This is a genomic window from Pseudomonas sp. VEM90, from assembly GCF_054611535.1.
In genome coordinates this window covers 343,902-364,389 of sequence record NZ_JBTRAR010000002.1, presented here as the reverse complement: position 1 = coordinate 364,389, position 20,488 = coordinate 343,902, and the positions used below count along the sequence as shown (strand labels likewise).

At 61.2% G+C, this 20,488-nt stretch carries 19 protein-coding genes; 15 read left to right on the top strand and 4 right to left on the bottom strand.

The genetic code is table 11. From position 1 onward, the window contains the following. Positions 1-71 precede the first annotated feature (71 nt). From ACYCCG_RS04075 to ACYCCG_RS04050, 6 genes are all read left to right on the top strand, one after another. Positions 72-1,565 (top strand): acetyl-CoA hydrolase/transferase family protein, encoded by a 1,494-nt coding sequence (locus tag ACYCCG_RS04075; protein ID WP_459669495.1) that lies wholly within the window; start codon positions 72-74, stop codon positions 1,563-1,565. A 445-nt stretch (positions 1,566-2,010) separates the two neighbouring features. Continuing rightward, positions 2,011-2,226 carry a DUF1127 domain-containing protein gene (locus ACYCCG_RS04070; RefSeq protein ID WP_021784625.1) on the top strand — a complete coding sequence of 72 codons (216 nt, stop codon included), beginning with the start codon at positions 2,011-2,013 and terminating at the stop codon, positions 2,224-2,226. A gap of 309 nt (positions 2,227-2,535) precedes the next feature. Beyond that, the gene (locus ACYCCG_RS04065; RefSeq protein WP_176683039.1) at positions 2,536-2,853 is read left to right on the top strand and encodes a DUF2388 domain-containing protein; all 318 of its coding nucleotides are present in this window, start codon (positions 2,536-2,538) and stop codon (positions 2,851-2,853) included. An 89-nt stretch (positions 2,854-2,942) separates the two neighbouring features. Next, positions 2,943-3,236: a DUF2388 domain-containing protein gene (locus ACYCCG_RS04060; RefSeq protein ID WP_176683038.1), complete on the top strand. Its 294-nt coding sequence runs from the start codon at positions 2,943-2,945 to the stop codon at positions 3,234-3,236. 36 nt (positions 3,237-3,272) lie between these two features. Then, the gene (locus ACYCCG_RS04055) at positions 3,273-3,593 is read left to right on the top strand and encodes a DUF2388 domain-containing protein (RefSeq protein ID WP_021784622.1); all 321 of its coding nucleotides are present in this window, start codon (positions 3,273-3,275) and stop codon (positions 3,591-3,593) included. After that, on the top strand, positions 3,590-5,545 hold the full coding sequence (locus ACYCCG_RS04050) for a DUF7844 domain-containing protein (protein WP_209968861.1): 1,956 nt from the start codon (positions 3,590-3,592) through the stop codon (positions 5,543-5,545). Before ACYCCG_RS04055 ends, ACYCCG_RS04050 begins: the two co-directional genes overlap by 4 nt. A 39-nt stretch (positions 5,546-5,584) precedes the next feature. On the opposite strand, the gene ACYCCG_RS04045 is transcribed toward ACYCCG_RS04050, so the two are convergent. After that, a complete protein-coding gene (locus ACYCCG_RS04045) occupies positions 5,585-5,986 on the bottom strand; it encodes a GFA family protein (protein ID WP_209968864.1) in 402 nt (133 codons plus the stop codon). Positions 5,987-6,253: 267 nt separating this feature from the next. On the opposite strand from ACYCCG_RS04045, the gene ACYCCG_RS04040 reads away from it, so the two are divergent. From ACYCCG_RS04040 to ACYCCG_RS04000, 9 genes are all read left to right on the top strand, one after another. After that, entirely contained in the window at positions 6,254-7,561 is a 1,308-nt protein-coding gene (locus ACYCCG_RS04040) for a CitMHS family transporter (protein ID WP_176683035.1), read from the top strand. 69 nt (positions 7,562-7,630) lie between these two features. Next, the gene (locus tag ACYCCG_RS04035) at positions 7,631-8,401 is read left to right on the top strand and encodes a TerC family protein (RefSeq protein ID WP_176683034.1); all 771 of its coding nucleotides are present in this window, start codon (positions 7,631-7,633) and stop codon (positions 8,399-8,401) included. A 271-nt stretch (positions 8,402-8,672) separates the two neighbouring features. Then, positions 8,673-10,331: a Na/Pi cotransporter family protein gene (locus ACYCCG_RS04030; RefSeq protein ID WP_176683033.1), complete on the top strand. Its 1,659-nt coding sequence runs from the start codon at positions 8,673-8,675 to the stop codon at positions 10,329-10,331. A gap of 30 nt (positions 10,332-10,361) precedes the next feature. Then, on the top strand, positions 10,362-11,768 hold the full coding sequence (locus ACYCCG_RS04025) for a M16 family metallopeptidase (protein ID WP_176683032.1): 1,407 nt from the start codon (positions 10,362-10,364) through the stop codon (positions 11,766-11,768). A gap of 93 nt (positions 11,769-11,861) precedes the next feature. Further along, on the top strand, positions 11,862-12,887 hold the full coding sequence (locus tag ACYCCG_RS04020) for a DUF5924 family protein (protein WP_209968871.1): 1,026 nt from the start codon (positions 11,862-11,864) through the stop codon (positions 12,885-12,887). Between the two features lie 201 nt (positions 12,888-13,088). Then, complete coding sequence (locus tag ACYCCG_RS04015) at positions 13,089-14,222, top strand: ABC transporter permease (RefSeq protein ID WP_209968874.1); 1,134 nt, start codon at positions 13,089-13,091, stop codon at positions 14,220-14,222. After that, positions 14,219-15,010, top strand: a complete 792-nt coding sequence (locus ACYCCG_RS04010; protein WP_176683029.1) for an ABC transporter ATP-binding protein — start codon at positions 14,219-14,221, stop codon at positions 15,008-15,010. Before ACYCCG_RS04015 ends, ACYCCG_RS04010 begins: the two co-directional genes overlap by 4 nt. Positions 15,011-15,013: 3 nt before the next feature. Then, on the top strand, positions 15,014-15,952 hold the full coding sequence (locus tag ACYCCG_RS04005; protein WP_339533544.1) for an MlaD family protein: 939 nt from the start codon (positions 15,014-15,016) through the stop codon (positions 15,950-15,952). Beyond that, positions 15,949-16,584 (top strand): ABC-type transport auxiliary lipoprotein family protein, encoded by a 636-nt coding sequence (locus ACYCCG_RS04000; RefSeq protein ID WP_176683027.1) that lies wholly within the window; start codon positions 15,949-15,951, stop codon positions 16,582-16,584. Before ACYCCG_RS04005 ends, ACYCCG_RS04000 begins: the two co-directional genes overlap by 4 nt. Here ACYCCG_RS04000 and ACYCCG_RS03995 read toward each other — a convergent pair. The 3 genes from ACYCCG_RS03995 to ACYCCG_RS03985 all read right to left on the bottom strand — a co-directional run bounded on the left by ACYCCG_RS03995 (position 16,566) and on the right by ACYCCG_RS03985 (position 20,486). Then, positions 16,566-17,795, bottom strand: a complete 1,230-nt coding sequence (locus ACYCCG_RS03995) for a nucleoside recognition domain-containing protein (RefSeq protein ID WP_209968880.1) — start codon at positions 17,793-17,795, stop codon at positions 16,566-16,568. The two genes, ACYCCG_RS04000 and ACYCCG_RS03995, sit on opposite strands and share 19 nt — an antisense overlap. A 147-nt stretch (positions 17,796-17,942) precedes the next feature. After that, positions 17,943-19,271, bottom strand: a complete 1,329-nt coding sequence (gene gltP / locus ACYCCG_RS03990; protein WP_209968883.1) for a glutamate/aspartate:proton symporter GltP — start codon at positions 19,269-19,271, stop codon at positions 17,943-17,945. Positions 19,272-20,015: 744 nt separating this feature from the next. Next, positions 20,016-20,486, bottom strand: coding sequence for an inhibitor of vertebrate lysozyme family protein (locus ACYCCG_RS03985; protein WP_252459043.1), 471 nt, complete (start codon positions 20,484-20,486; stop codon positions 20,016-20,018). Positions 20,487-20,488: the final 2 nt, after the last annotated feature.

The following is a 20,488-nucleotide window of genomic DNA, read 5'->3' as shown; positions in this document are numbered from 1 at the left end:
GTCGTGGGACGGCAATGGGCGAAATCTCTAGACTGCGCTGCAGTAGTTTCAGTAGCCCGAGATAACAATCCATGTACCGTGATCGTATCCGCTTGTCCTCCCTGCACAGCAAGGTAATGAGTGCGGCTGATGCCGCTGGTCTGATCGAGGACGGCATGACTGTCGGCATGAGCGGCTTCACCCGCGCCGGCGAAGCCAAGGCCGTACCGCATGCACTGGCCGAACGTGCCAAGCAATCGCCACTGAAAATCAGCCTGATGACCGGCGCCAGCCTGGGCAATGACCTGGACAAACAACTGACCGAGGCCGGTGTACTGGCCCGCCGCATGCCGTTCCAGGTCGACAGCACCCTGCGCAAAGCCATCAATGACGGCCAGGTGATGTTCATCGACCAGCACCTGTCGGAAACCGTCGAGCAACTGCGCAACCAGCAGCTGAAGCTGCCGGACATCGCGGTCATCGAAGCCGTGGCCATTACCGAGCAAGGCCACATCGTGCCAACCACTTCGGTGGGCAACTCGGCCAGCTTCGCGATCTTCGCCAAGCAAGTGATTGTGGAGATCAACCTCTCGCACAACACCAACCTCGAAGGCCTGCACGACATCTATATCCCAACCTACCGCCCGACCCGCACGCCAATCCCGCTGGTCAAGGTCGACGACCGCATCGGCAGCACCGCGATCCCGATCGACCCGGCCAAGATCGTCGGTATCGTCATCAGCGATCAGCCGGACTCGCCGTCCACTGTGCTGCCGCCAGATGACGAAACCCAGGGCATCGCCGACCACCTGATCAACTTCCTCAAGAAGGAAGTGGACGCAGGCCGCATGACCAACAAGCTTGGCCCGCTGCAGGCCGGCATTGGCAGCATTGCCAACGCGGTGATGTGCGGCCTGATCGCGTCACCGTTCGAAGAACTGACCATGTACTCCGAAGTACTGCAGGACTCCACCTTCGACCTGATCGACGCCGGCAAGCTGAGCTTCGCCTCGGGCAGCTCGATCACCCTGTCGACGCGCCGCAATGCCGATGTATTCGGTAACCTGGAGCGCTACAAGGACAAGCTGGTACTACGCCCGCAAGAGATCTCCAACCACCCGGAAGTGGTACGTCGCCTGGGCATCATCGGTATCAACACCGCACTGGAGTTCGATATCTACGGCAACGTCAACTCCACCCACGTCTGCGGCACCAGGATGATGAACGGCATCGGTGGCTCCGGCGACTTCGCCCGTAATGCTCACCTGGCGGTCTTCGTCACCAAGTCGATTGCCAAAGGTGGCGCGATTTCCAGCGTGGTACCAATGGTCAGCCATGTCGACCACACCGAGCACGACGTGGACATACTGGTCACCGAGCAGGGGCTGGCGGACCTGCGTGGCCTGGCGCCGCGCGAGCGGGCGCGGGCGATCATCGACAACTGCGTGCACCCAGACTACCGCGCTGCACTGAACGATTACTTCGACCGCGCCTGCCAGCGTGGCGGCCATACCCCGCACATCCTGCGTGAAGCCCTGAGCTGGCACGAAAACCTGGAAGAAACCGGGCGCATGCTGGCTAGCTGATCCAGTCGTAGCAAGAACAGCGGCTTTCCCCCCGCTGTTCCGCTAACGCGACCTGTGGGAGCGGCCGCGTGTCGCGATGGGCTGCACAGCAGCCCCCTGCAATCTCCGCTGTATTGCTGACATTCTCGGTTCCACTTCCGACCTTGTCACGACACGCGACCGGGTCAGCAAATCTGTGCCACGCAGTTAACGTTTAAAACTGTTCTACTGTACTGGTATTTTAACCCTTCCCCGCCTTTCTAAAACCTCAACCGCAGTAAAACGCACCATATGTGTGCAGACCGGTACAGTTGCGCCTATTTCGAGTGCAACAGTAGGGTTACACAGTTAACTGAGCCATCGTCTTTCACCTGAACTGTATCTACTGTTATGGACGACAGAGGAGGATCATTGGCATCAGTTAAATCACTACCTAATCCCGCCATAAGCGGAAGGATGAAGCATCATGGAACGTACCCTCAGTTCCGGTCTGGTTTTTGAAAGCAACGCCCAGCAATCCAACGCCTCGATGCCACTGCGCGCATTGTCGACCCTGCTGCTGTGGCAGCGTCGTATGACCAGCCGTCGTCAACTGGCTCGCCTGGACTCCCGCCTGCTTGCAGATGCCGGTATCAGCGAGTCGCAGCGTTACGAAGAGCTGAGCAAGCCTTTCTGGCGCTAAGCTCCCGGCTTGCCGGCTTCGCCGGCACCGTGAATTCCTCAAACCCGTTGCAGGTGACTGCAGCGGGTTTTTTATTGCCCGACAGACGCGCAGTAGCGTGCTTCAGATTGCGACAGGTACAGTTTTACAGAAACTTAAATAAACCATAACAGTTACCTGGCATTGCGGTCGTTGTCATCTCTAGGCAGCACTGCGTGGTACGCTTGGCCTAACCGTCTGCTAGAACCAGTTGATGAAAACGTACCGTGACGCGCCCTGCAAACGTCCGATACAGCAGAACCAACCTGACCTACCCAGGAGTCCACAATCATGAACCGTAAACACCTGCTTGGCGCCGTCCTGCTGCTAGGCTTGGCCGGCACTGCCAACGCCACCAGTTTCGTTGTCACCACCGACGCGGTAGTGGGCGCCGTTGCTGCCTCCACCGACGCCACTTCCGACGTGAGCTCTTCGTTCCGCGACGACAAGATTGTCCAGGCAGCCCGCGATGACGCTGCCAGCTTCGTCGGCACTCAGGGCGCTATCCGCGGCGCCCGACTGGAAAGCGCCTTTGTACACATCCGTTCGAACATGCCGGCCCTGCAAGCCAGCGATGCACAACTGGCCCAGGCCATCCTGGCACTCTGATACGCGCCATGCACAACAGGTGCGTTGGCTTCGGCCCTCGCACCTGAGGTAGGCTTCGCCGTTCATTTTTCCAGCCTTCAAGAAAGCTCATGCGTTATCTGTTGCCGTTGCTGTTCGCCACCGCAGGCATGGCCAGCGCCCATGCCATGGATACCACCACACAAAGCCTGGTCATCACCGGCTATGTCACCAGCCAGGTCACAACCGCACCGTTCGATCGCAAACTGGTCACCCAGGCCCGCGACGATGCCGCCGCATTCGTTGCCAGCGACGGGCAGATCCGTGGTGCACGCCTGGAAGCCGCCTTGGAATCATTACGCCACAATTGCGCACGACACGCCGTCGGCGATCTGGAACTGGCGCAGGCAATTCTCGTCCAATAACTACACCTGACTCCCTGTATTTTTCGGAGATGCTCCATGCGCAAACCGCTGATTGCCGCTTCCCTCGGCATGCTGCTGCTGGCCGACCTGGCCCAGGCACAGACCCTGGTGGCCACCAGCAACATCATCGTGCGTGCCTTTGGCCGTTCGATCGACTTCACCTCGGACACCACCACATCGATCCGCGACTCCAAAGTGGTGCGCGAAGCCCACGACGACGCTGCAAGCTTCGTCGCCAGCAACGGTGACATCCGCGGCGTCCAACTCGAGGCCGCCTTCAATACCCTGCGCGAGCGCGTACCGGAAGCGCGCAGCGCCAGCGACCAGGTACTGGCTGAAGCCATACTCGCACTGTGAAGCGCGTGCGTGCCTGGCTGCTCGGCTGCGCCCTGACGCTGCTCGGCACGCCCGCCTTGGCCGACCTGCAGCTTGAGCTGCAGGCCTCCGGCCTCGACCCGCAACAAGCACAAGCCTCCCAAGCCCTGCTCGACGAGGCAGTGGGCAAGCTGCCACCGCGTTTCAAGCAGCAGCTGGACCGCCGCGTGCGGGTCAGCTGGAGCGACAGCATGCCGCCCGACACTTACGGGCAGGCATCACTGATATCCACCCTCGAGCTCAACCGCCGCTTGCTGCCCAGCCTCACCGATGGCAGCGCCGCCAGCGAGCGCACCAATCGCCCACATGGCACGGTGCGTGAAGAGCTGCTGGCCACCGTGCTGCACGAGCTCACCCATCTCTACGACCGTGCCCGCCTGTGGCCCAGCGCCGAAAAATCAGTGATTGCACGCTGCAAGCGCCAGCAAGGCACGCTAGGCAAGGTCGGCCTGCCGGAAGAATGCCGCGGCCAGGCCGACCGCCGCTTCACCCTGAGCGACGACCCACGCCTGCTCGACCTGGCCGGGTGGCAGCAGTACGTGGGCCGACGTGGCGAGCGCGAACAGCACAATGGCCAATTCGTGCGCAGCCCCGACAGCTATGAGTTGAGCAGCCCCAAGGAATACATCGCGGTCAACATGGAGTATTTCCTCCTCGACCCGAGCTACAGCTGCCGTCGCCCGGCGCTGTACCAATACCTTCACGAACACTTCGGCTGGGCACCGCAACAGAGCACCTGTGCCAAAGGCTTACCCTTCATCAATGCCGGCAGCGACTTCGCCCGCCAGCCGCTAGGTGAAATCGACCCGGAGCGGGTCTACGAAGTGGACTACCTGCTGGCTGAAGCCAATCAGAACCTGGCCAGCCGTTGGGGGCACAGCATGCTGCGCCTGGTGATCTGCAAGCCGGGCCGCCCACGCGGACCAGATTGCCGCTTGGACCTCGACCAAAGCCTGGTTCTGTCGTACCGCGCCTTCGTCAACGACGTGCAACTGTCCAGCTGGGACGGCCTGGTCGGCAACTACCCGTCGCGGCTATTCGTGCTGCCGCTGGGCCAGGTGATCGACGAATACACCAAGACCGAGCTGCGCAGCCTGGCCTCGGTGCCCTTGAAGCTCAACCGCGACGAAATCGAGAACCTGGTGCGCCAGGCCGCCGAGATGCACTGGAGCTATGACGGCAACTACTGGTTCCTGTCCAACAACTGTGCAGTGGAGTCATTGAAGCTGCTGCGCAGCGGCACCGCCAATCCGCGCCTCAACGACCTGGACAGCATCATGCCCAACGGTTTGCTGGCCGTGCTCAAGGGCAGGGGGCTGGCAGACACCAGCGTGCTTGATAACCCACGCGAAGCGCTACGCCTGGGCTACCGCTTCGATTCTTATCGCGACCGCTACCAGGCGATGTTCGAGGTGCTGAGAAAGCAGTTGCCAATCAAGCAAGCGCTGGTCGAGGACTGGCTGGCCCTCGATGCCGAGCAGCGCCGTAGTTGGTTCACCAAGGCTGACCTGCGCACCAGCGCGGCGCTGCTTCTGCTTGAGCAGGCCAGCTTGCGCCGGCAGCTTCTGCTGGCCCAGGACGAGGTCAAGCAGCGCTACCTGAATGCCGCAGCATTGAAAGATGGCAGCATCAACAAAGCCGATGCCACGCTCAAGCAAATGCTTGCCAACAGCGGTTTTCTAAGCCGCCCGGCAGAGTTGCTCGATTCCAAAGGCTACGGGCTGCCGCAGCCAGAAGAGCGCAAGCACCTCGAGCAGGTGAGCAGAGAGCGGCAGGCACAGCTGTTGCGCTTGAGCACCAGCCTGGACAAAGAGGTGAGGGCGCTGCTGGAGCCGTCGCGAGCCAAGGAAATTGCAGCGGTCGAGGCCAACGTGAAGCAGATCGGCGAGCACTTGCGGGCGTTGCACAAGGCTGCTGGCGGTCTGCAGTTGTGATGCATGCAGGGGCTGGCCCTCTCGCGGGCAAGCCCGTTCCTACAGGCTCTCCTCGTTTTCCGAGGGTAAATCCTCATCCAGATGCAACCAGGGCAACCGGCTGCCCACCCAGATATGCCGGTTGGCTCGCACCCATTCAGGGTGATCCAGCGTCGCCACCGTCACATCGATCGTCTGCGGGCTATGCGTGGTCACCAGCGCCACATGCGCCCCACACTGCCCACAGAAGTAGCGGCTGCAACTGGCTGGCGCCACATAGCAGTTCGGCTCGCCCGTTAACCACTGGAACCCGGAACGGGGCAGGGTAAGCCAGGTGACCACCAGTCCACCGCTGACCCGCCTGCAGATCGAACAATGACAGTGGGCAATGTCCGTCAGGTTGCCCTCCAGCCGATAGCGCACGGCACCACAATGGCAGCCACCTTCGGTTACATCCTGCATCACCTACCTCTCGTCACCTTTGCTTCAGCGAAAGCTGGCTGAAAGCTTGCCCTTTTAGGATAGCGCCCACTACCGGCACAAGACCGGTCAGCCAGGGCACCCGGTCAATATCGCGCCCGGCCCAATCAACAACAACAATGGTGATTCTGATGTATTCCTGTGCCCGCCTTTTCGTAGTCCCCCTCCGCATGCTCCCCGCACAGCGCGCTACGCGCTGATACGCCCGAATCGACTGTCCTTTCGCCGCGCCACGCCTGGAGTATTGCCATGCTGACCTTCCTCGGCTTTGCCATGGTCATCACTTTCATGTACCTGATCATGAGCAAGCGCCTGTCGGCCTTGATCGCGCTGATTCTGGTACCGATCCTGTTCGCCCTGTTCGGTGGTTTTTCCGCCAAGATCGGCCCCATGATGCTAGAGGGCATCAGCAAGCTCGCACCTACCGGCGTGATGCTGATGTTCGCCATCCTCTATTTCGCCCTGATGATCGATTCCGGCCTGTTCGACCCGGCCGTGCGCAAGATCCTCAAGCTGGTCAAGGGCGACCCGCTGAAAGTCTCGGTCGGCACCGCTGTACTGGCCCTGGTGGTCTCGCTGGACGGTGACGGCGCCACCACCTACATGATCTGCTGCGCCGCCATGCTGCCGATGTACAGCCGCCTGGGCATGAGCCCGCGGATCATGGCTGGCCTGATCATCCTAGCCGGCGGTGTGATGAACATGACCCCGTGGGGTGGCCCGACCGCGCGTGCTGCCAGCGCCCTGCACGTAGACCCGTCAGACATCTTCGTGCCGATGATCCCGGCCATGCTGTTCGGTGTGCTGGCGATCCTGGCCATTGCCTACATGTATGGCAAGCGCGAACGTGCCCGCCTGGGCGAACTGCATCTGCCTACCGACGACATCGACCACAGCGAAATCACCGTCTCGCAGTACCCGGACGCACGTCGGCCGAAGCTGCTGTACTTCAACGGTGCCCTGACCGCCGCCCTGATGGCCGCGCTGATCGCCGGTGTACTGCCGCTGCCAGTGCTGTTCATGATTGCCTTCAGCATCGCCATGATCGTCAACTACCCCTGCCTGCAACAACAGAAGGACCGCATCGCCGCCCACGCCGGCAGCGTGCTGGCCGTGACCGGGCTGATCTTCGCCGCCGGCATCTTCACCGGTATCCTGTCCGGCACCGGCATGGTCGACGCCATGTCCAAGAGCCTGCTGGCGGTCATCCCTGAAGCGCTAGGCCCATACCTGGCTGTAATCACCGCGATCGTGAGCATGCCGTTCACCTTCTTCATGTCCAACGACGCGTTCTACTACGGCGTGCTGCCGGTGCTGGCCGAAGCCGCCAGCCACTACGGCATCACCCCCGTGGAAATGGCCCGTGCGTCGATCGTCGGGCAGCCGGTACACCTGCTCAGCCCGCTGGTACCCTCCACCTACCTGCTGGTGGCCCTGGCCGGTATCGAATTCGGCGATCATCAGCGCTTCACGCTCAAGTGGGCAGTGCTGGTATGCCTGTGCATAATGCTCGGCGCACTGCTGATGGGGATTTTCCCGCTGTTCAGTAGTCTTTAATACATCCGTATCACGTACGCGACGCGCCCTGACCGGGGCGCGTTGCCATTACCGCTCGAAGGAAAATACATGGAATGGCTGACCAGCCCGGAAATCTGGGTTGCCTTTTTCACCCTTACCGCGCTTGAGATCGTCCTCGGTATCGACAACATCATCATGATCTCGATTCTGGTCAGCCGCATGCCCAAGCACATGCAGCCACGCACCCGGATCTTCGGCCTGGCCCTGGCCATGGTCACCCGTATCCTGCTGCTGCTGTCGATTACCTGGGTCATGCGCCTTACCGCCGACCTGTTCGTGGTATTCGGCCAAGGCATCTCGGGCCGTGACCTGATTTTGTTCTTCGGTGGCCTGTTCCTGCTGTGGAAGAGCTCGCAGGAGATCTACCACGGCCTGGAAGGCGAGGACGAGAACGCAGAGGAGCCCAAAGGCGCAGGTGGCAAGTTCTTCTACACCATCATCCAGATCGCCATCATCGACATCGTGTTCTCGCTGGACTCGGTGATCACCGCAGTGGGCATGGTGTCCCACGTGCCGGTGATGATCGCCGCCATCGTCGTGGCCGTGCTGGTGATGATGCTGTGCGCCGGCGCCATCAGCAATTTCATCGACAAGCACCCGTCGTTGAAGATGCTCGCGCTGTCGTTCCTGATCGTGGTCGGTACCGTACTGATCGCCGAAGCGTTCGATGTGCATGTGCCGAAGGGCTATGTCTACTTCGCCATGGCCTTCTCGCTGGGGGTGGAAGCCATCAATATACGCATGCGCACCGCCATGGCCCGCAAGGAAGGCAAAGATCATGAACCGGTGAAACTGCGCAAAGACATTCCGGGTCAATAAGGCCAAGGAAGCGCAGTACAGCAAGGGCCCTTCGCGGGGCCCTTTTTCATGCCCGTTTTTTTTCTGTGCGTGATCACTGTGGGGGCTTGCTCGCGAAGCGACCCGCACAGGCAATCATTCATTTCAGATCTGTTTCAAATAAATGACTGCCATGCGAAGCTGGCGACAGCTGGGCAAAACAACTAAAGCTTTGAGTGAGCACTGAAAATTCTTCAAACGCTCACGTTTCATTTCTTGGCCCGATGGGCCTTTGCAACAGGGGGCCTTCGCCATGCTGACCCTGCTCAACCTGCTCTCGGCCGTGACGCTTCTGGTCTGGGGTACCCACATTGTGCGTACCGGCATCCTCCGGGTATTCGGCTCAAACTTGCGGCGCATCATCAGCCAGAACATGGACAAGCGCCCGCTGGCATTCATCGCCGGAATTCTGGTCACGGCCATGGTTCAAAGCAGCAACGCCACGGCCATGTTGGTCACCTCGTTCGTCGGCCAGGGTCTGATGGCCATGACCCCGGCCTTGGCGATCATGCTGGGTGCCGACGTGGGTACCGCACTGATGGCCCGGGTACTGACCTTCGACCTGTCCTGGCTGTCGCCGCTGCTGATCTTCCTTGGCGTGATCTTCTTCCTTTCGCGCAAGCAGACACGGGCCGGCCAACTGGGTCGGGTGGGCATCGGGCTTGGCCTGATCATCCTGGCACTTGAACTTATCGTGCAGGCAGCTGCGCCAATCACCCATGCCCAGGGCGTGAAAGTGCTGTTTGCCTCACTGACCGGCGACATCATGCTCGACGCTCTGGTCGGGGCAATGTTCGCCATGATTTCCTATTCCAGCCTGGCTGCGGTTCTGCTCACCGCAACCCTGGCCGGCGCCGAACTGATCAGCTTGCCGGTAGCCATTGGGCTGGTGGTCGGCGCCAACATCGGCAGCGGGCTGCTGGCTTTCATCAGTACCAGCATGCAGAACGGCGCCGGGCGTCGGGTGGCCTTGGGCAGCTTGCTGTACAAGCTGATCGGCCTGGTGCTGATCATCCCTGTGCTGCACCCGCTGGTGGAATGGATGGACTCGCTGAGTTTCAGCCCTCAGGAACTGGTCATCGGTTTTCACCTGCTCTACAACACGCTGCGCTGTCTGATCATGCTGCCCACCGTCAAACCGATGGGGCGACTGTGCAACGTCCTGCTGCCTGAACGGGAAACCGGCAATGGCCAGATGCGTCCGCGCCACCTCGACGTCTCGGCCTTGGAAACGCCCAGCCTGGCCCTGGCCAACGCCGCCCGCGAGACTTTGCGCCTGGGGGACATCGTCGACAGCCTGCTCGAAGCCATGCTTGGAGCCCTGCGTGGTACCCAGACTGCCTTGCCACAGCAAGTTCGCGCCTTGGGCGAAGACGCCGAAGCCCTGTACAGCGCAATCAAGCTGTACCTGGCGCAGATGTCACGGGAAGACCTCAGCGAGCAGGACAACCGCCGCTGGGCCGAAATCATAGAGCTGGCAATTAACCTCAAACTCGCCTGTGACCTGATCGAACGCATGCTGCGCAAGGTCCAGCAGCAGAAAACCAGCCAGCGCCGGGAATTCTCCCGGGTAGGCCTGGAAGAGCTGTCCGGCCTTCAGGAGCAATTGCTGGCCAACCTGCGCCTGGGCCTGTCAGTGTTCCTCAGTGCAGACCCGGAAAGCGCCCGCTTGCTGCTGCGGGAAAAGCGCCGGTTCCGTGCCCAGGAACGGCGCCTCGCCCACGCCCATGTCAGCCGCCTGCAGCGCAAGGTCGTGCAAAGTATCGAAACCAGTTCGCTACACTTGGAGCTGATCGCCGACATGAAGCGGTTGAACTCTTTGTTCTGTAGCAGTGCCTATGTGGTACTGGGCGGCTCGGACACCGGAGGGCTGATGCTCGACAGTGTGCCCGATGAAGCCCGCCAGCCGTGATTTCTCCTAGCTGAGGACCCTCGCTCGCCCATGCGTTGCCTGATGTTCGTTTGCCTGCTGATCTGCAGCCTGCCCTCGTTCGCCCTCGACCGCTCGCGGGTTGAAGGCTACCTTTTGCCTAATGGTCTGCAGGTCATCCTGAAAAACGGTTACGAACGTGACCATGTGGCGATTCGTCTGGTGGTCGGCGTGGGCCTGGATGATTTCGACTGCGAGCAGAAAGAGCTGCCACACCTGCTTGAGCACCTGTTGTTCAGTGGTATCGACGAAACAGGCGAAGGCGGGCTGGAAGAGCGCTTGCAAGCGCTTGGCGGCGAGTGGAACGCCTATACCAGCAGTGCCGACACCACCTTTGTCATCGAGGCCCCGGCGCGCAACCAGCGTAAGGTCCTCGACCTGCTGTTGGCAGTCATCCGCGATACCCGCATCGACGCCAAGACCTTGGCCACCGCCAAGCGCATCATAGAGCGCGAAGATGGCGGCCACTATGGCCACCTGCAGCGCTGGCTCGATCGCCAGGATATCGGCCACCCCGCCAGCGACCAGTTGGCCACCGAGCTGGGCCTGAAATGCCCGGAGCGCTCCAACCTCGACGACATGACCTTGGCGCAAGTACAGGCTTTGCGTGACCGCTGGTACGCGGCCAACAACATGACCCTGATCATGGTCGGTGGCCTCGACCGCCTGCTTCCGGCCTATCTGGAGCGGTCGTTTGGCGAACTGCCCGCCACTGAACCAGAAGAGCGTCGCAACCTTGAAAGCATCACCCGACAGGCCGAGCAGCGTCGCAACCTGACCCGCGGCTGGCTGGGCGATGGCGTCAAACTGCACTGGCTGTTCATCGAGCCGGTGCTGGACAACGACCACCAAGCCACACTCGACCTGCTGTCGCGCTACCTGGACTGGGCGCTGTACGACCAGCTGCGCCTGCGCAACGAGCTATCCTACGGCCCCTCCGTGCAGCGTGAGAGCTTTGGCGACACCGGCCTGCTCAGCCTCAATGCGGACCTTGAGCGCGATGACATCGACAAGGCCATCAAGGTGATGCAGGGCATGTTCGACCACCTGCGCAAGGAAGGGCTGGACCCGGACACCTTCGCCCGCATCAAGGAAGCCAGCATCGGCAAGGAAAGCTGGAGCACCCAAGGCAACAGTGCCTTGGCCGACTACTACTGGGGGGCGCTGAACGACTATACCGAAGGGCGCTTTGCCAACCCGGTGCGCAAGCTGCGCCAGGTCAGCCTGGAACAGGCCAACGAGGCGCTGAAGGCTCTGCTCAAGGAAGATGGCTATGTGCGCATCGAAAAGCCGTTGCTAGGCTATGACGAGCTTTACGGACTGATGGCCTTGCTTGTAGGGCTGGTCCTGGCGGCGGGGCTGTTGCGCTGGCGGCGGCAAGGGCCTGAACGGCCCAGTGGTGCTACACGGCGGCAGTGAATCGGCGGTATCCTTTTGCCAGTACTTGCCCTTTCGCGGGGTTGCCCGCGCAGAAGCTGGCACAGCCACCTCACTTTTCTGTTGTAGCCCCCAATGCCCCAAATCCCCCATATCGTCCAGCGCATCATCGAACTACTCAAGCGCTACCCCGGCATCATCGCGCTCGGCGGTTTCCTCTCTGGTATCGGCAGCTTCATCCTGGTCGACCGCCAAGCCGGCCTGGCCAGCTGGGTCGCTGTGCTCATGCTGGTCAGCTGGGTCTGGCTGATGCTGGAGAACACCCTCACCGGGCTGTTCGCGCGCACTTTCAACCGCGAGATCCCTCAGCCGCTGTTGCGCTACGCAACGCAGATGATCCACCAGGAAACGCTGTTCTTCGTGCTGCCGTTCTTTTTCATCACAACCACCTGGAACAGCGGTCAGCTGGTCTTCACCGGCTTGCTCGGCGCAGCCGGCCTGGTTTCGATCATCGACCCGCTGTACTACAAGTGGCTGGCACCGCGGCGCTGGCTGTTCCTGGCGCTGCATACCCTGACGTTGTTCGCTGCTCTGCTGACCGCGCTCCCGATCATCCTGCACCTGACCACCGCACAAAGCTTCAAGCTGGCCCTGATCGCGGCCATGGTCCTGTCGTTCCCCAGCCTGGCCAGCAGCTTCCCGATCAACAATTGGCGCCGCGCGGTGGCACTGGTGCTGGTTACCCTGTCGGTCGGTGCCGGGGGCTGGCTGCTGCGCTCTTGGGTACCGCCGGCAACCCTGTGGATGACCGAGGTGGCGGTGAGTACCGAAGTGCTGAACCGCCAACCCGGCGACTCACTGGACGAAATTGCTGCCAGCCGCATCCGCAGCAGTGGCCTGTATGCCTATACCGCCATCAACGCACCACGCGGCCTGAACGAACGGATCTACCATGTGTGGCAAAAGGACGGCAAGGAGGTCGACCGCATTGCCCTGGACATCCACGGCGGGCGCAAGGAAGGCTATCGGGCCTGGACCCACAAGCAGAACTTCCCACCCAACCCGGTAGGCAAGTGGCAGGTGAGGGTGCTGACCGAGGATGGGCAAGTGATCGGTGTGCTGCGCTTCAAGGTGGTCAATGATGCACCAGCGGGTAATTGACACCCTGCCTAGCGCCGGAGCAGCCTTGTGCTGCGAAAGGGTCGGTACAGCACGCCACTTCCGTGCGCGCTCACGACCGCTTCGCAACTCGAGGCTGCTCCAGGTCACGGTTGCCAAGCGTGCACACAGCACATAATCACCAAACAGCCCCTGCCCCCTGCGCTATGATCAGCCCCTAAGCCTTAGCGCCGAGTCAATTGCATGGAGCCTATGACCACCCCCTGCGCCACCCTGGACACCAGCAGCCAACCGGCCTGCCTGCGTATTACCGGTGACTGGACCTTGGCACACTACGCCAACCTCAAGCGCGAGAGCGAGCGCCTGCGCACGCAGTGCGCTGCCGACACCGTCGCCGATCTCAGCCAGTTGGGCCGCCTGGACACCGCCGGCGCTTCGCTGCTGGCCGAACTGCTAGGCTCCGAGCGCCTGTCGCGCTGCACCCACGAACTGCCTGAGGCCAGCCGGGCGCTGCTGAAGAATGTCTACTGCTCGGTCCAGGATTACTGCATCCCGGTCAAGGAGGCCGAGCGCAATGTGCTGTTGCAGCTGCTGGAGCGTATCGGTTGCGCCGTCGGCACGCTCTGGCAGGACAGCATGCAATTGCTTGGTTTCGTCGGTGTGATTCTCGAAACCTTGCTGCGCCGCGCTTTCCAGCCACATCGCTGGCGCTTCACTCCTGTAGTGGCACACATTGAACAGACTGGGCTGGATGCCGCGCCCATCGTTGCGTTGCTGACATTCCTGGTGGGCGCCGTAGTCGCTTTCCTTGGCGCCACGGTGCTGGCTGACTTCGGCGCGACCATTTTTACCGTCGACCTGGTTGCGTTCTCGTTCCTGCGCGAGTTCGCCGTGCTGCTGACAGCCATTCTCATGGCCGGCCGCACTGCCAGCGCGTTCACCGCGCAAATCGGCTCGATGAAGGCCAATGAAGAAATTGACGCCATCCGCACGCTGGGCCTCAACCCCATGGAGCTGCTGGTGGTGCCGCGGGTACTGGCCCTGCTGATTTCGCTACCGTTGCTCACCTTTGTCGCGATGATCTGCGGCATCGTTGGGGGTGCGGTGGTATGCGCCCTGACACTGGATATTTCACCGGCCATGTTCCTGTCGCTGCTGCAAAGCGACATTGGCGTGCAGCACTTCCTGGTAGGCTTGGCCAAGGCACCGTTCTTCGCCTTCCTGATCGCCGCCATCGGCTGCCTGGAAGGCTTCAAGGTCAGCGGCAGCGCCGAGTCGGTGGGGGCACACACGACCTCGGCAGTGGTGCAGTCGATTTTTGTGGTCATCGTGCTGGATGCGGTGGCAGCACTGTTCTTCATGGAGATGGGCTGGTGAGTGGCCAGGATTGCGTAATCGAAGCCCGCGGCATCTGCAACCGCTTCGGCCGCCAGGTGGTGCATGAAAACCTTGACCTTGACCTGTACCGCGGCGAAATCCTCGCCGTGGTAGGCGGCTCAGGCAGCGGCAAGTCGGTGCTTCTGCGCAGCATCATTGGCCTGCGCCGCCCCAATCAAGGGCAGATCAAGGTGCTCGGCCAGGACCTGGCCGGCTTGCGCGAAGAACAGCGTTCACTGGTCGAACGGCGCTTTGGCGTGTTGTTCCAGAAGGGCGCGCTGTTCTCTTCGCTGACGGTGACCGAAAACGTGGCCTTGCCGCTGATCGAGCACGCCGGGCTGTCTCGTAGTGATGCCGAGCACCTGGCCGGGGTGAAACTGGCCCTTGCCGGGTTGCCGATCTCGGCTGCCGACAAGTACCCGGCCTCGCTGTCGGGGGGCATGATCAAGCGCGCAGCGCTGGCCCGTGCCTTGGCCCTGGATCCGGACATCCTGTTCCTCGACGAACCCACAGCTGGCCTGGACCCGATCGGTGCGGCAGCATTTGACCAGTTGATCCTTACCCTGCGCGATGCGCTGGGCCTATCGGTGTTCCTGATCACCCACGACCTCGACACCCTGTACACCATTACCGACCGTATCGCGGTGCTGTCGCAGAAGAAAGTCCTGGTGGCCGGCCCGCTGGCCGAGGTCGAAAAGACCAACGACACCTGGATCCAAGAATACTTTCACGGCCCACGTGGGCGCGCAGCCGAACAGGCTGCCACCCGTGCCGGGCAGGAGCGCTGAGCAATGGAAACCCGAGCCCATCACGTCCTCATCGGCCTGGTCACCGTTCTGGTGGTGGCCGGGGCCATGCTGTTCGGCCTGTGGCTGGCCAAGTCCAGTGTCGACGACGCCTTCAAGGATTACGAAGTAGTGTTCAACGAAGCCGTGTCTGGCCTTTCCCGTGGCAGCACGGTGCAGTACAACGGCATCAAGGTGGGCGACGTGTCCACCCTGCGCCTGGACCCGAAAGACCCGCGCCGGGTATTGGCACGGGTGCGCCTGAGCGCCGATACCCCGGTGAAGGAAGACACCCAGGCCAAACTGACCCTGGCCGGCGTCACCGGCAACTCGTTCATCCAGCTCAGCGGCGGCACCCCGCAAAGCCCAGAGCTTAAAGGCAAGGATGGCAAGCTGCCGGTGATCATCGCTTCGCCATCGCCAATCTCGCGCCTGCTCAACGACAGCAGCGACCTGGTGACCAACATCAACATGCTGCTACACAACGCCAACCAGATGTTCTCCGAGGACAACATAGGCCACCTCAGCAACACGCTGGCCAACCTCGACAAGACCACCGGCGCCTTTGCCGGCCAGCACGGCAGCATCGCCGAGGCCATCGAGCAGCTGGTGCAGGTGGGCAAGCAGGCCAGTGCCACCTTGGCCGAAACCCAGGCGCTGATGCGCAATGCCAACGGCCTGCTGGCTAGCGAAGGCAAACAGGCGATCGGCAGTGCCGAACAGGCCATGCAGTCACTGGCCCAAAGCACGGCAACCATCAATAACCTGCTCCAGAACAACAGCGAGGCTATTGGTGACGGCGCCCAGAGCCTGAACCAGCTTGCCCCGGCCATTCGTGAACTGCGCGAAACCCTTAACGCACTCAAAGGCATTTCCCGGCAACTGGAGGCCGACCCAAGCGGCTACCTGCTTGGCCGCGACAACAACAAGGAGTTCCAGCCATGAATCCGTCGCTGCGCCTGCTGACCCTGGCGGCCTCGCTGAGCCTGGCCAGTGCCTGCTCGATCCTGCCGAAGAGCGAACCTGTGGACCTTTATCGCCTGCCGGTAAATCAACCTAGCCGCACGGCACCGGCGCTGGACTGGTCATTGCGCCTGAACAAGCCACTGGCCAGTGAAGTGTTGGCGGGGCCAAGGATTGCCGTGATTCCCCAAGGCAATGTGGTGAGCAGCTACAAGGGCGCGCGCTGGAGCGATGCGGCCCCGGTACTGCTGCGCAACCGCTTGCTCGATGGGTTCCAGCGAGAGGGCCAGGTACAGCGCCTGAGCGCCGACGACAGCAACCTGCAGGCTGACTACGAGTTGGCCGGCGAGCTGCAGGCATTTCAGAGTGAATACCGCACAGATGGGGGAGTGGAGGTGGTGATCCGCTATGACGCTCGCTTGGTCCAGGGCCGCAACCAACGCATCCTGGCCAGCAAGCGCTTCGAAATCCGCCAACCGCTGGACGATACACGGGTATCAGCAGTGGTCGCCGGCTTCGGCCAGGCCAGCGACCAACTGGTGGGGCAAGTCGTGAACTGGACCATCACCCAGGCCAATCAGGCACAACTGAAGGTTCAGGCAAAGAACCAATAGCAGACAAAGATCGCCGCGATCACGCCGGACAACTCGGCCAGCAGTGCGCAGCCCACTGCATGGCGCACGCGCTGGATGCCCACGGCACCAAAGTACACCGCCAGCACATAGAAGGTTGTTTCGGTACTGCCCTGGATAGTCGCCGCCAGCAGCGCCGGGAAACTGTCCACGCCGTGGGTCTGCATGGTCTCGATCAGCATCGCCCGTGCAGCGCTGCCAGAGAGCGGTTTGACCAGCGCCGTCGGCAAGCCTTCGACGAAGCGTGTATCCATGCCCATCCAGTTCACCGCATGGCGAATGCCTTCCAAGGCCAGCTCAAGGGCACCTGACGCACGTAGCACACCCACCGCCACCAACATCGCCACCAGGTAGGGCAACAGGTTCCTGGCCACATCAAAGCCTTCCTTGGCACCTTCGACAAAGGCTTCATATACCTGCACGCGTCTCAGGGCGCCGATCACCAGGAACAGCATGATCACGCCAAACAACGTGAGGTTGCCCAACACTGACGACAGACTTGCCAGCGCAGCCGCCGACAACGTGCCAAGAAAAGCCATGAAACCACCCAGCAGCAAGGCACCGGGAATGAAGTAGGCGAGCACGACCGGGTCCCACAGGCGCAAGCGCTGCATCACCGCCACTGACAGCAGGCCGACCACGGTCGAGACGCTGGTAGCCAGCAAGATTGGCAGGAACACCATGGCCGGATCTGCCGCACCTTGCTGGGCCCGATACATGAAGATGGTCACCGGCAGCAGGGTCAGCGACGAGGCGTTGAGCACAAGGAACAGAATCTGCGCATTGCTTGCCGTAGTGCTGCTGGGGTTCAGCTCCTGCAGCGCCCGCATGGCCTTCAGGCCTATCGGCGTGGCGGCATTGTCCAGGCCCAGGCCGTTGGCAGCGAAGTTCATGGTGATCAGGCCCAGGGCCGGGTGGCCGGGCGGCACCTCCGGCATAAGACGGGCGAACAACGGGCCCAGCACCTTGGCCAGCCATTCGACGATGCCGGCTTTTTCGGCGATTTTGAGAAAGCCCAGCCACAGGGTCAGCGTGCCGAACAGCAACACCATTACCTCGACCGACAGTTTGGCCATGGCAAAGATGCTTTCGACCATTGCCGCGAAGATGCCAGCGTTGCCACCTACCAGCCATTGGGCCAGGGCGGACACCGCCGCCACCAGGAAAAATCCGAGCCAAAGGCCGTTGAGCATCCGTATGTTCCCCCTGAAAAGTGCCCGAATAATAGCGTATCGCAGCCTGTGACTGGCGATCGCGAGCCTTTGCAGGCGCGGCTCAAGATCACGCAGATAACAAAAAGCCCCGACAAGTCGGGGCTCTTGGTCAAACAGCCATCAGGCTCAGCGCTTGGCGGTTTCGCCAACCACTACAGCTTCCCGCTTCTCGGCCATCAGCGAGGCATAGTACTTCTCGCCCTTGGCGGCGTCGTACATGCCTTCCCAGCGAGCAATGACCAACGCAGCCAAGGCGTTGCCCACAACGTTCAGCGCAGTCCGGGCCATGTCCATGATGCGGTCCACACCGGCGATGAAGGCCAGGCCTTCCAGCGGGATACCCACGCTGCCCAGGGTGGCCAGCAGTACCACGAACGATACGCCCGGCACACCAGCGATGCCTTTGGAGGTAACCATCAGGGTCAGTACCAGCAGCAGTTGCTGGCTCCACGACAGGTCGATACCGTACAGCTGGGCAATGAAGATCGCCGCGATGCTCTGGTACAGGGTCGAACCGTCGAGGTTGAACGAGTAGCCGGTCGGTACCACGAACGAGCAGATCGACTTTGGCGCACCGTACTTCTCCATCTTCTCGATCACCCGCGGCAGCACGGTTTCCGAACTGGAGGTGGAGTAGGCCAGGATCAGCTCATCTTTCATGATGCGCATGATCTTGATCACCGAGAAGCCGAACACGCGGGCCACCAGGCCCAGTACCATGAAGGCGAAGAAGGCGATGGCGAAGTACACCAGGAGCACCAGCTTGGCCAGCGGCAGCAGCGAGCTGAAACCGAAGTTGGCCACGGTCACGGCAATCAGGGCGAACACGCCGATCGGGGCGTAGTTCATGATCATGTGAGTGACCTTGAACATGGTTTCCGAAACGGCCTGGAAGGTACGAACCAGCGGGTCACGCAACTCTGCCTGCAGGCTCGACAGACCCAGGCCGAACATCACCGAGAAGAAGATGATTGGCAACATTTCGCCACGCATCAGCGCTGCGAAGATGTTCGACGGGATCAGGTTCAGCAGGGTTTCGATGAACGCGTGCTCATGCTGCACTTCGGCCGCTGTCGCCTGGTACTTGGAGATGTCCACAGTGCCCAGAGTGCTCATGTCGATGCCGGCGCCCGGGTGGAACAGGTTGGCCAGCACCAGGCCTACGACGATGGCGATCGTGGTCACCACTTCGAAGTAGATGATGGTCTTCAGCCCGATGCTGCCCAGTTTCTTCGCGTCGCCAACACCGGCGATACCCACGATCAGCGACGAAATCACGATCGGGACGACGATCATCTTGATCAGGCGGATGAAGATGTCACCAGCGGGCTGAAGGACGTTGCTGATCCACCATGCCTTTTCTGCACTGAAATGATTCAGTAGCGCGCCGATTGCAACACCCAGGACCAGACCGATAACGATCTGCCAGGCGAGGCTCAGTTTTGCCTTCTTCATGTCTTTACCCTTTGTTTTAGTGGTCATGGCACCTGGCGGAAACACGCGTAACAGAGCCATAGGCAAGGTCACGAGCAGTAAGGTCTTCCGTCAGGCGACGTCATGTAAGGACACCGCAGGTGAGCGACAGGGCGCTCTGGCCAGCGAAAAAGGCGGCAACTATTGCGACGGCAAGGGGCGAAAGCTAATGCCGGAAACGCATGACGCATGCCGTTTATGCATACTGTTTTCGACCTAGTTGGCAGCTTCGCAAGTGCTTGATTTATAACATTCGGAATCCCGAACAAGACCAAACCGCCATATTTCGGCAGATTTGGCGGTACAGATTGGGCACGAAGGATGGCCTGTTCGACAATCCGAATGGCGGAAATGCCACTTGTAGAGGCACCGAGATGGTCGAAAAAAATTTGATGTACGGTCGAGACAAAATGTGTCTCAAGGGAAAAACGCGCAAGGGAAGCGACGTTTCCTACAGGGCTCCTCGGAAGTCAGGTCTGGCAAAGTATCCCTGTGACACCGCCGACCTGAGACTTCCGATTTCGCCTTTCCTGACCCGGCCCATTACTGGAGGCACTCCCTGTACCCCTAGGCCACTCCGATCCTGTAGCAACCAGAGCAGCCCGGCCCCTTGGTCATGTGCTACCCCTCCTCGGGGCGGCGCATCATAGAAGGCTGAACTATAGAAAGCTTCAGCTTCTATTACGTGACAGTGAGTGACCTTTCATCCGTACCGGCAATAAATGCTCAGTACCAGTTCGGGTCACGCTTGAGCTGCTCCTGCAGCATTGCCTTCATGCCGTCGTCGGGCTCGCCCAGCCAGCGGTACTGCGCATGACGGGTGGGCGACTTGTCGCCCGGCAAACCTTCGGGTACCTCCACGAGCATCCCATAGGCATCATCCTTGTCCCAGCTGAACGCCACGATCAGCCGCTTGTAGGTGCAATTGTCCTGCTTTTCGCACAGCGGTCCGACCAGAAACTTGTCGCCGTCTTCAGTAACCGCAGACATCTGCTGCTGGGCACTGCCGGTCAGGTTGACCACCCAATCGGGCAGGCGTTCCTCGCCTTCGATGGTGTCCTGCCAGGTTTCCCGGTACTCCGGGTCCGAGCCGAGCAGCTGGTCAACCCGAGCCTGGCCGTCATTGGCCGCCATGGCCGCCGCGCTACAGCCCAGCAACAGGGCGGCGACCACGGCTGAACGAAGCTTCCTGCCCATCT